11 protein-coding genes and 1 riboswitch are annotated in these 12,136 nt (G+C 37.5%); of the genes, 2 read left to right on the top strand and 9 right to left on the bottom strand.

Features of this window, described 5'->3' with window-relative positions; genetic code table 11:
- Positions 1-557: 557 nt before the first annotated feature.
- Positions 558-734: riboswitch (cobalamin riboswitch) on the top strand.
- Positions 735-766: 32 nt separating this feature from the next.
- Complete coding sequence (locus tag IW22_RS20625; protein WP_034730533.1) at positions 767-2,608, top strand: TonB-dependent receptor plug domain-containing protein; 1,842 nt, start codon at positions 767-769, stop codon at positions 2,606-2,608.
- Positions 2,609-2,620: 12 nt separating this feature from the next.
- Entirely contained in the window at positions 2,621-3,661 is a 1,041-nt protein-coding gene (locus IW22_RS20620) for a YncE family protein (protein ID WP_034730531.1), read from the top strand.
- A 161-nt stretch (positions 3,662-3,822) separates the two neighbouring features.
- On the opposite strand, the gene IW22_RS20615 is transcribed toward IW22_RS20620, so the two are convergent.
- The 9 genes from IW22_RS20615 to IW22_RS20575 all read right to left on the bottom strand — a co-directional run bounded on the left by IW22_RS20615 (position 3,823) and on the right by IW22_RS20575 (position 12,133).
- Positions 3,823-5,244 (bottom strand): CCA tRNA nucleotidyltransferase, encoded by a 1,422-nt coding sequence (locus IW22_RS20615; RefSeq protein WP_034730529.1) that lies wholly within the window; start codon positions 5,242-5,244, stop codon positions 3,823-3,825.
- Positions 5,245-5,464: 220 nt separating this feature from the next.
- The gene (locus tag IW22_RS20610; protein ID WP_034730528.1) at positions 5,465-6,013 is read right to left on the bottom strand and encodes an L-threonylcarbamoyladenylate synthase; all 549 of its coding nucleotides are present in this window, start codon (positions 6,011-6,013) and stop codon (positions 5,465-5,467) included.
- A 268-nt stretch (positions 6,014-6,281) separates the two neighbouring features.
- A complete protein-coding gene (locus tag IW22_RS20605) occupies positions 6,282-6,788 on the bottom strand; it encodes a DinB family protein (protein ID WP_034730526.1) in 507 nt (168 codons plus the stop codon).
- Positions 6,789-6,873: 85 nt separating this feature from the next.
- Positions 6,874-7,326, bottom strand: a complete 453-nt coding sequence (locus IW22_RS20600) for a GNAT family N-acetyltransferase (protein WP_034730523.1) — start codon at positions 7,324-7,326, stop codon at positions 6,874-6,876.
- Between the two features lie 5 nt (positions 7,327-7,331).
- Positions 7,332-7,814, bottom strand: coding sequence for a nuclear transport factor 2 family protein (locus IW22_RS20595; RefSeq protein ID WP_034730520.1), 483 nt, complete (start codon positions 7,812-7,814; stop codon positions 7,332-7,334).
- Positions 7,815-7,833: 19 nt separating this feature from the next.
- On the bottom strand, positions 7,834-8,973 hold the full coding sequence (locus tag IW22_RS20590) for a cystathionine gamma-synthase (protein WP_034730518.1): 1,140 nt from the start codon (positions 8,971-8,973) through the stop codon (positions 7,834-7,836).
- A gap of 14 nt (positions 8,974-8,987) precedes the next feature.
- A complete protein-coding gene (locus IW22_RS20585) occupies positions 8,988-9,548 on the bottom strand; it encodes a hypothetical protein (protein WP_034730516.1) in 561 nt (186 codons plus the stop codon).
- 28 nt (positions 9,549-9,576) lie between these two features.
- Positions 9,577-9,906 (bottom strand): gliding motility protein GldC, encoded by a 330-nt coding sequence (gene gldC, locus IW22_RS20580; protein WP_034730514.1) that lies wholly within the window; start codon positions 9,904-9,906, stop codon positions 9,577-9,579.
- Between the two features lie 28 nt (positions 9,907-9,934).
- On the bottom strand, positions 9,935-12,133 hold the full coding sequence (locus IW22_RS20575) for a thioredoxin-like domain-containing protein (RefSeq protein WP_034730574.1): 2,199 nt from the start codon (positions 12,131-12,133) through the stop codon (positions 9,935-9,937).
- Positions 12,134-12,136: the final 3 nt, after the last annotated feature.

Genomic DNA, 12,136 nt, shown 5'->3' with positions numbered 1-12,136 from the left:
ATTCCATAAAGTTTTTCCAACTGAGGAACACTGTAGCTGCCTTTTTCAAAGAGAGAAACAATTTCACGTTTAAAATCTGCAGAATAAATCCTGTTCTTTTTAATAAGTCTGATGTTAGCTTTCATAATAAATTGATCTTTTTTTGGTCAACTTATTTCAGGGACGTACAACAAGAATCTAGATTTTGAATATAAAAGCCTAGATTTTTGTCAATCGTGAATTTTGCTTCGCAAGTCAATGGTGAATTTTAAGGCTGTGTCCTTACAAACCGTGGTTTACTTTTTACATTCTGGTATTTCTCTTTTGAAATTTGAGGTCAATGGTGAATTTTGCTTCGCAAGTTAATGGTGAATTTTAATGCTGTATAGCTATGGCTATCATTGACGATTCACTTGCGAAGCAAAATTGACAATTCACTATTCTGTTTTATTTTTTTTCAATTTCGCAGTATTGTGTTCATTGGTGATCATTTATACATTTAAAAAATTTCTTTGTGAAGCAAAATTCACCATTCACTATTCACTTTTGTGTCTTTTTGTGCAATAGATTTAAAAGGTTATCTTTGCAAAAATTTTGGTTTCCAGTGTATTGGAAATAATAGGGAATTGGGTGAAACGCCCAAGCTGTCCCCGCAACTGTAAATCGCAATAAGAGTTTCTGCAAAAAACCACTGTTCATACGGGAAGGTGCAGAAAGCGAAAGTCAGGAGACCTGCCAAAATACTAACTAAAAAAACACATTACTTTCGGAGGAAAAGTAAAATAGTATGGGTATAAAAAGATCTTTATTACTGCTTTGTTCGTCTTACGGCAGCTTTCTTTTCGGACAGGAGAAGGCCGTTGACACTATTTATATTTTTGATAACCAGATGAGCAAAGTAAAACTTTTTCATCCAGTCCGTACCATTACTCAAAAAGACATTGAGAAAAACTCAACCAATCTTTCTGAACTTTTACGTTATCAATCTTCTATTTATATCAAAGAAAACGGACGTGGTGCTGTTTCTTCGCCCTCTTTTCGTGGAACTACTGCACAGCAGACCGCTTTTGTATGGAACGGAATCAATATCAATTCCAGTTTTTTAGGACAGGGAGATGTCAATAATATTCCACTGTTCGGATATGATCAGATCGACGTCAAAGCTGGCGGAGGAAGTGTTGTTTACGGAAGCGGAGCGATAGGAGGAAGTATTCATTTAAACAATATTTTAGATTTTAACAGAGGTTTTAAAGGTTCTGTTTTCTCGGAAGTGGCTTCTTTTGACACCTTTAATAATTTTGCACAGGCTTCGTTCAGCAATGAAAAGTTAAGTGTTAAGGTTTCCGGAAGTTATTTAACGAGTAAAAATAATTATAAAGTTCCTGAATTTGTAGTGGGAAGTACCCCTTTTGAAAATATCAACGGAAGGTATTACAATACTTCAGTCAACTTTGGGGTTTCCTATAAAATTGCTGACCATCAGACTATTTCATGGCAAAATCAGATCTTTGATGCTTCGCAGCACTATCCTATTTTTGAGGATAATGGCAACAGAACAAAATATAATGCACAGACTCTGAGAAGTTTGATTGCATGGGATGTTCAAAAAAGCAATCTTTCCAACAGCTTAAAAGTAGCGTATACGGAAGATAATTTCCAGTATTTTTCAGATATTAATCAGCCTAAGGCAAGTGGCGCAGAGGGAAAGAATTACATCTTTAAAAATGATTTCAATTATTTCATCACGCCAAAGATCAATATCAATGCTATCGGAGAATTTCAGGTGAATAAAGGGGAAGGTTATAAATCCGGAATTGGAGTTATCAGCAGAAATGTAGGTTCCTTAGCTGGATTGATCAGATATTTCGCGACTAAAGATCTTCGTTTTGAAGCAGGGATTAAGAAGGATTTTGTGGAAGATATCTCTTCTCCTCTTCTGTATTCTTTTTCAGGAAAATGGAATGCTACACCGTGGTATCATACCGGGATCAATTTTTCAAGGAACTTTAGATTTCCATCATTTAATGATCTTTACTGGCAGCCGGGAGGAAATCTGGATTTACTTCCTGAAACGTCCACTAATATTGATATGAACCATGAGTTTAGTCTGGGAGATTTTAAAATTATAGTAAGTCCTTACTATATGGACATCAAAAATCTCATTAGCTGGCTTCCTACATCTTTTGGATATTGGGCACCAGTAAATACGGGCAGAGTTCAGTCTTACGGTCTGGAATCGCAGGTTACCTGGAATAAAACATTCGGAAAGCATTCTTTGAGGCTGGACGCGGGTTATACTTACACAAAATCTATTAATAAAGAGACTAAAATGCAGATGATGTATGTTCCTATTCACAAGGCTGTCGGAAATATAGAGTATGGATATTCTTTCTTTAAGCTCTATACTCAGGGATTATTCAACGGGCTTACCTATACTGCTTCCGATGAACGGAGATCTACAGCTCTTGATCCTTATTTTACCTTAAATACAGGAATCTCTGCAACAGTCTTCAAAAAATATACTGTAGGATTTAAAGTGAACAATCTTACCAATGAGGTTTATCAGACGGTATCTCTCTATCCGATGCCGAAGAGAAACTACAGTGTTTATGCAACAATCAATTTTTAAACTTAAAATATTATGAAACTGAACAAACTTCTACATTTTCTTTTTGCTTTTGTACTTCTTGCCGGGATTGTATCCTGTAGCAGCGATAATGATGAGCAGGAAGTATTCTATGGCAACGGTTTTTTAATCGCTAATGAAGGTACTTACGGAAAACCTGAAGGAGAAGTAACTTTTGTAAGTGCAGACTTAAATCTTAAACAGGATGATGTTTTCGCACTTAATAACGGAGGAGCTAAACTGGGTGATGTTTTACAGATGATTGCTTTCAAAGGTGAAAATGCTTATCTGCTGTTGAATAATTCCAACAGAATCCAGATCGTAAACCGTTATAACTTTAAAGCCGCAGGTGAAATTAGAGCTGAACTTAATTCTCCCCGCTACATGGCTTTTGCGAACAACAATCTTTATGTAACGAATGATAAATATCTAGGGGATAAATATGTGAGTATTTATAAAGCTTCAGACTTTTCTTTCATCAAAAAGATTTCTTTCACGGATGCTGTTGAGAGAATTGTGGAAGCAGGAAACAATATCTTCGTACAGAATGCTTCATTCGGTTTTGGGAACAAAATTACTTACATCAATACCTCTACCAACGATATACAGTCTACGATCACTTTACCGAACGGAAACATCAATAAAATTATTTCCAACAATCAAAATGTGTATGCTATTGCCAGTGGAACTACAGATTCTTATATCTATCAAATCTCAAGTGCAGGTACTATTACAAAAACTACGACTTTAACAGGTATTGCCAATGGAGCAAATCTTGAGATTTCGAATGGTAAATTTTATTTCTCTTCAGGAAAAAATGTATATACCATGGATATGAGCGCCACCACAGTACCTACATCTCCTCTATTCACAGTAGCAAATAGTGTTGACAATTTCTCTGCTCTGTATGGATTCAGTGTAATCAACGATAAGATTTTCACTTCAGATTCCAATGGATTTAAACAAGCCAGCAAAATTGTGGTTTATTCTACTACAGGATCTGTTATCAGAACGTTTACTGCAGGCATGGGCTCAAATTCAGTTTATCCAAACTAAGACATTAATACTTCGGTATTATCTATAAATTTTTATTTTTTTTCATCATTTGTGTTTTTTATCAGGCCGCTTCTTCGAAGCGGCCTGATTTTGTTTGTAGCATATAAAAAAAGCTTCGGCGGGACTTTGTCCCGCCGAAGCTTTTTTTATTTAGTTTTAATTTAATTGTATTTCAATCCCAGCTTTTCCGCCTCAGCAATCACAAACTTTTCAGCTTCTTCCTTATCATTAAGGATCTCACCTTCCAGAATAGCTTCTTTCACTTTCTCTTTCAGGATTCCGATTTCTTTTCCGGGTTTAAGATTAAACATCTGCATAATCTCTTCTCCGGTGATGGGTGGCTGGAAATTACGCACCTGATCCTTCTCTTCCACTTCCTTGATCTTCACCGCAACATATTCAAAATTCTTCTTGAATCGTTCCTGCTTTTTGGAATTTTTGGTGGTAATATCTGCTTTACAAAGCGTAAAAAGGTCTTCCAGATTTTCACCGGCATCGAATAAAAGCCTTCTCAGTGCGGAATCTGAAGCATCATCCGTGATCAGTGCAATTGGTCGTGAGGAAAGCTTGACCATTTTCTGAACATACTTCATATCGCTTCCCAGCGGTTGTTTCAGTCTGTGGAAAAGGGTTTTCACCATTTTTGAGCCTAAAAACTCATGTCCATGGAAAGTCCATCCCGTTCCTTCTACGAATTTTTTGGTTGGCGCTTTACCCACATCATGCAGCAATGCCGACCAACGCAGCCAAAGGTTGTCTGTATTTTCAGAAATATTGTCTACGACCTCCAATGTGTGGTAGAAATTATCTTTGTGAGTCTGCCCTTCTACTTCTTCTACTCCTTTCAGCTCGATCAGCTCAGGAATGATCAGTTTCAGAAGACCCGTTGCTTCCATTAATCCAAGTCCTATGGATGGTTTTTTAGACATCATGATCTTGTTGAATTCCACCATGATTCTTTCCATAGAAACGATCTTAATCCTTTCTGCTTCCTGTTTAATGGCGTTCAGAGATTTCTCTTCAATCACAAAATTCAAGGTAGATGCAAAACGAACCGCTCTCATCATCCTCAACGGATCATCAGAATAGGTTTGGGCCGGTTCCAAAGGCGTTCTCAAAATACCTTTTTCAAGATCTTCAACCCCATTGAAAGGGTCTATAAGTTCACCGAAATTAGCCTTATTTAAAGAAATCGCCATTGCATTAATGGTAAAATCTCTTCTCTTCTGATCATCTTCCAGTGTTCCGCCTTCTACTTCAGGCTTGCGGCTGTTCTCGGTATAACTTTCTTTTCTGGCGCCAACAAATTCCAGCTCAAGATCTTTATATTTGATCATGGCCGTTCCATAGGTTTTGAAAACAGAAACTTTTAACTTGGGATCAATATCTTTCGCAACAGTTTGGGCAAGCTCAATACCGCTCTGTTCTGTCACAAAATCAATATCCGTGGATGCTGTTCTTTTCATCAGAAGATCACGGACATAACCACCGACAATGTAGACGGACTGGTTGTTTTTTTCCGCAGCATCAGCGATGATTTTGAATAGTTTTAAATTTTTATTTTGGGTAAGATTAATTTTCATCGTTAATAAATAGATCGTCTTTTTTCTGTCAATGTATCTTTTACCTTAATCATAATGGGCGTACATTGTATTAATTTTTCCTTCATCATTAAAAAAACAGGACTTTCACATCATGTTTATTCAGTATCCAGTTTAAGAATGCAAAGATAGAAATTAAAAAAAAGAAATCCTGCCGATATACATTGACAAGATTTTAAAATGAAGGAATTATTATAGAATTTTATTCACGAAGAACCTTAATTCTATTATCACTCCATATCTTAATCACGGAAGATCCTGAATATTTTGAAACTTTCTCTCTGTCTTCCTCTACCGCATAATCTACCAGCTTAATCATTTCCGGAGAAATATCCGAAAACTTCAACGGGCTTTTATCACCACTGAAATTGGCGGAAGTAGAAACTAAAGGCCTGTTTAGTTTGGTGATCAGTTTTTTACAGAAATCAGTTTTTATCAGCCTGATACCAATGCTTCCGTCTTCAGCAAGTAATTCTTTCGGAAGTCCGCGGGGATTTTCATAAACAATAGTAACCGGTTTTTCGCTAAGGTCAATGATTTCCCATGCCATTTCCGGAACATCCACTAAATCCTGAAGCCTTTTTTCAGATTCTACCAGAATGATCATCGATTTGTTTTTTTCCCTTTTTTTGATGTCAAAAATTTTATTGACCGCTTCTATATTGGTAGCATCACAACCTATACCCCAGATCGTATCTGTAGGATAAAGAATCGTTCCGCCGGATTTGAGTATTTCAACAATATTTTCCATAATTCATAAGGGTATTAAACCCGTGGATAAAGGTAAAAAAACGGAAAGGTTCCGCCAAAAAATATGGGCTAAATGTTTGGTTTGGGTGATTTTTTTATGTTTTGGCTAAAGCCGTATTGGTATGATTTTCATAAAAAAAACGGGCTAAAGCCCGTTCCTATTGAATATTTTTTTACGTTACGATTCATTAAAGCACAAAAATTCTCTATATCCACAGTCTTGGCTCTTGGTTCTTGTTTCTTGGCTCTTAAATCTTGGCTCTACACACCTATTTTACCCCCGGCAAATACCTCTCTTTAATAATGCTTAAATGATGATAATTGTGTCCAACAATCAGTTTTCCGATTGTTTCCACGGCCAACTTATTGCCGTTGGCGATACCTGTATTATTCAAAACACCGGGTTCAAGGGTTTCGATGAGGATTTGTGAAGATTTTCTTACAAATTTATACTCTTCCAACAGAGATTCTAATGATCTGTTATTTCCATAAGAAGCCGCAGCATATTCTTCTTCATCAAAACCCGGCAATTGGGCTTTATCTCCTCTTGCAAAGGCCAGAATTCTGTATTGGAATATTCTTTCGGTATCAGACAGATGGAGCAAAAGTTCTTTCAGCGTCCATTTTCCGTCTGCATAGGCAAAAAGAGACTGTCCTTCTGTAAGGGCTGCATATATTTCTACGGTTTTATCTCCCGATAATTTTAATTCTCCGATCCAGTCCTCTGAAGGGATCTGATCCAGATATCTTTGTACGTATTTTTGAAAATCAGACATGGGTTTTTAGTTATAAGTTATGAGTAATATCTCCAATGAAATTCACAATTGACAATTCACAATTGACAATTCACTATTGACCTTTTCACTTTTCTTTGTTCATCCATTCGTAAAAATTCACAGAGTCATAGAGTTCGAAGCCGCAGGCGGGATATAATTGGTTTCCGACATCGTTGCTTTTCCCTGTTTCCAGGAGGACTCCGCAGGCATTGGATGATCTGCACAGCTCTTTGGCTTCTTCAATCAGTTCTTTAGAATAGCCTTTTCCTCTGTAACTTTCATTGACATAGAGGTCGTTCAATAACCAATAGCGCTGCATTCTTGTGGATGAAAATATCGGATACAACTGGACAAAGCCTGTCAGTTTACCATTGTCTTCTGCCACAAAAATTTCAGAATCTTTGTGCTCTATTCTTTCTTTGAGAAAATGTTCAGCTGCTGGAATATCAGATTCTTTATGATAAAAAATCCTGTATTGGTCGAATAATTCGGCCAACTGACTGATATCTTCAAAGGTTGCTTTTCTAGTGTTTTTCATATGGTTTATAAATGATGATCGTAGCTCAATACTCTTTTCATTTTCCACTGCTTATCTTCCTGGATCCAAAGAATCGTAAATTTCGCACGGCTCCCCTGATTCCATTTTCCATCTGAAAATTCGAAGAAATCATGTTCTCCTTCTTCTATGAAAGCGTACAGAACATTATTGTTGTACAAAGGATAGACTTTCATACTGTTGGGCACAAGATCACGCTTTACTTTGTTTCGGTTACCACAGATATTATTTTTAATGGAAGCGGTAAAAGCCGGCTCACCGGAAGTGATTCCTCCTTTATCATGATAAAACTCCAGGTCTTTGCTGACTATAGATTTATAATGAGAAAGATCACATTTATTAAATCCTATATCAAATATCAAACTGTCCAGCTTTTTGGCTGTTTTATACAGTTCATCGGTAGTTTTTACCTGCGAGTATACAATCTGACTGACAAAACTTAAGATCAAAAAAAATTGAATCTTTCTCATTATATTTTATTTTAAGGTGTTAAGAAAAAGCTTTCTCCAGATCTGCGATCAGATCTTCTGCATCTTCGATACCCACGCTTAAACGAACTAAGTCGTCTGTAATCCCAAGCTCCTCACGTTTATCGGCAGGAATAGAAGCGTGTGTCATCAAGGCAGGGTGATTTGCTAAAGATTCTACGCCTCCTAAAGATTCAGCCAGAGTGAAGACTCTTACTTTCTCAAGGAATTTTACAGCATCTTCTTTTTTACCGGATTTGAACGTGAAGGAAACCATTCCTCCTGATTCTTTCATTTGGGTTTTAGCTAACTCGTACTGAGGGTGAGATTCCAGTCCAGGGTAAATTACTTTATCCACTGCAGGATGAGTTTCAAGATATTTGGCTACAGCAAGTCCGTTATCTGAGTGACGCTGCATTCTTAATGCTAATGTTTTGATTCCTCTTAAAACAAGATAAGAATCGTGAGGTCCTAAAATACCACCGCTCGCAAACTGAATAAAGTGAAGTTTTTCTCCCAGTTCAGCATCTTTTGCGATCAAGGCTCCGGCGATCACATCTGAATGCCCGCCTAAATATTTTGTAGCCGAGTGCATCACGATATCCGCTCCCAGATCAATAGGTCTCTGGATGTATGGTGTTGCGAAAGTATTGTCTACAGCAACCAGGATATCTTTTCCTTTTGCCATTTCCACTACCGCTTTGATGTCTACCAGTTTCATCAGAGGATTGGTAGGGGTTTCTACCCAGATCAGTTTTGTTTTGTCTGTAATTACATCTGCAATTTTCGAAACATCATCGAAATTCACGAAAGTAAATTTAAGCTGATATTTTTCGAAAAGTCTTGTAAACATTCTGTAAGTTCCTCCGTAAAGGTCATCTACCGCTACGACCTCATCACCTGGATTCAGTAATTTCAAAACACAGTCGATGGCAGCCAGTCCTGAACCGAAAGCAAGACCTCTTGCTCCGTTCTCAATGCTTGCCAAAGAGTCTTCCAATGCCTGTCTTGTAGGGTTGGCAGCTCTTGAATATTCATATCCGGAATGTACTCCCGGGCTTTTCTGTGCGAATGTAGAAGTTAAAAATACAGGAACATTTACAGAACCTGTTGCAGACTCGTGATGCTGCCCTCCGTGAATTACTTTTGTATTAAAATTCATAATATTTTTATTTTTTATAAGCCCCCCATGAAAAAATCAAGGCTCTTTGAAACGTTATCGGATTTTCTTTTCACTTCCAGCTTTCCGTTAAAGGCATAAGCCAGAACTTCTATATCTTCGGGAACTTTATCAGGAACAGTTGTGGTAAAAGAAGCCAGATATTCACTGTTTTCATATTGATCCTTACCTGTTTCTTTCAGTTCCTCAAATTTTCCGTTGATTTTGAGAATTATTTTTTTCAGGGAATCATCTATATAAGCAATATCCGAGCCGTTTCCTTTAATGAAATCATCCATTGTGGGAACAAGCTCCATGATAGATTCACCTTCCATATCGTGGGGATGAAGGCTCCCCTTCAACATCGCAGCAGGAATTTCTTTTTCCTTGAATAAAGCGATGTCCATAGCACTGTTTTCGGAAACTTTCTCCGTTCCGGAAACTTCTTTATTTTCAGAAGCCGGAAGTTTTTCCGCCGTTGCAGCAGAATCCGGTGTTTGGGTTTCTTTGAGTTCAGTTTTTTTACTGCATGCGGCCAACAATACCGCTGTACTGATGAGTAAAAGTCCTTTTTTCATATAATTTTGTGATTGGTGTGGAGTTTTGCTATACCGACCTGATGGCTGATTTAATAGCGAATTCATCTGCTATCTGCTCCAGCCACTCTGCTACATCCTCTTCTCCGGTAGCTCTCTGGTACGTATTCCCTAAAGATACCAAAATCTGGTGAATGAACATCTTCATCTGATCCACCGGCATTTCTTTCGTCCAAAGATCGATTCTTAAAGCTTCCATTGTTTTATCATCCCAAACAGAGATCATCGTCGCTTTCGTTTCCTCTTTTTCCACACCGCCGTCCTGAGCGTTCCATGTTATACTTTCAGGAATGTGGTTCTCATCCAACTCTACATCTATTGTAATCTGAGTTTTTCTCATATCAATCTAAAATTTTTCCGCAAAGTTACTACTTCTTAAGCTTATCTAAAATTTCTACGAAGTTATCTTCATCAGGAAATGGCGTATTAAAATTAAAAATCTTCCCGTCCGGATCTATAATGATAAATCTTGGAATAGACTGTATCCTGTATTTGTTCATAAACTGCTCTGCATTGGTAAGCCAGAACTGGGGAACATTGGATCTTTTGGTCTTCAGATAATTCTGCCATTTGGATTTATCCTGATCCAGACTTATTGAAATAAACTGAATATTATCATCATATCTGTTCTGATAACTTCTGGTCTCAAATACAGGGCGGATCTGCTTACAAGGCCCGCACCATGTCGCCCAGAAATCGATCACCACATATTTCCCTTTATATTTTGAAAGCTGAATCTTTTTGTCCTGATCATTCAGCAGCACAAGATCCGGAAATACAGAACCTTTCTGCGACCTGTTGATCTGATCGATCTTGGAATACAGCATTCCTTTATAATCCTTATCATTTATTTTTCCAATTTCAGCAGCAAAAAGTTTATTTCTCGCCAGGCTGTCTGTTTGCAATTCAATGGCTTTTGCAAGGTGTTTAGCCATCAGCTGGTCTTTGGAAATTCCTTTAGGCATCTGATCGATCTTTACAAACAGAATGCTGTCCGAATTGGAAGCCTGGTCTTTATCTGAAAGCAATTGGTCCAATTTATACTGAAGAAAGTTATCATCCTTGCTTAAAAGAGGTCCCGGCTTCTGAATATTTTCATTAAGTTCCTTCGTAAAAGACACAGGAGCAGCAAATTTAGGATCGTTCCATGAAGTCATTTTTCTGTAATTATTGATCTCGTTCAGGTATTCGATGGCCATTAGTTGTCTTCTGTATGATTTATAATCTTCTGAAAGGGCATTGTTTTCAGAATCAGCAAAAACATTTAAAATCCTTTTGTTGTCTTTCCAGTCAGATTCTGCCAGTTCATAGAACTTCTGTGGATCATTATTGTAATTCTGTCTCTCAAGAGCATAACTGAATTCATTACCAAAAGAATTTTCCGTATTTCTGTACACCTGATCTGCTTTTCTGTTGGATTTAACATAAGACTTCATATTCGCCCCATTGAGTTGAATTTCAAAATCAAACCAGTCGCCGCTCCCCATGAAAATTGGCAATTTTTTGTTCCCCACTTCCAGTACATATTCGTCCAGGGGAATTGACTTTGCAGTCACCCAATTGAATGTATTGTCTTTAACTGCCGCAGCTCCGATCTTTTTGTGGAAATCCTTGGAATAAATCCGTACAGAATCGATTTTAAGATCGGTTTCCAGTTTTCCTTTAATCACAACACCAGCTCCATCACTCTGATAGGATTTTGGCTTTTTAAACATATAAAGAAATCCTGCTGCAATAATCAGTGAAACGGCTGAAAATATAATCTGTTTATTACTTTTAAGAAATGCATTCTTAAATCCTTTTTTGCTGTACCAGAAATAGCCTAATACAAGAAAAACAACCATCCAGAAAAGACTCATGTACTCTGAATAGGAAATGAAATGGTTCAGATTTCTTACTTCAGGAGCCTTCCAGAAAGCATATAATGAATTGTAAGGATTAAAAAAATAAGACTGTTTTTGGACCAGAGACGTAATATTGGAAGCCAGCCCAAGCATACCGATCAGGAACGACCAGATAAACCCCTGAAATACCACGGAAACACAAAGCTGTAAAGCAGCAATTCCCAAAATGGTTACACAAAGTCTTATAAAAGTCTGGATCATCCACGCCGCATCAAAAGTCAGTAATTTAGCCGGATCCGGATGGATATAATAATCTGCAAGTGCTAAAACAATATTAAACCCGAAGTAGGAAACCACACAGATAAAACTCAGCAGCAGTACAATAATATATTTGGAAAAATAGAGATCAAATCTGCTTACCGGCTGCGTCTCCATTAGTTGCCAGCCATTGTTTTTATGATCAGTCTGGGCTATTCTGTTGGCGGCAATAATGACAAACAGAAGCATAATAAAAAAGGTAAAAGATTTAATAGCATCTCCTCCTATCGCATCCTCAAAAATGGAATACGGAAGATCCCCTTCCTTTACCATCCGGGATTGGAAAAAACCGGGTACATAGCTTATCAGAGGAATTAAAGCTCCTAAAGCTATAGCAATATAAGTCAGTCCCAGACCTTTTGTTTTCAGCCATTCTACATTGATGGCGGTGAATAGTTTTTTCATCTG

The sequence above is a fragment of the Chryseobacterium sp. JM1 genome (assembly GCF_000737715.1).
GTDB lineage: Bacteria > Bacteroidota > Bacteroidia > Flavobacteriales > Weeksellaceae > Chryseobacterium.
The sequence above is the reverse complement of the archived record's forward strand: the minus strand, read 5'-3'. Positions and strand labels throughout refer to the sequence as shown.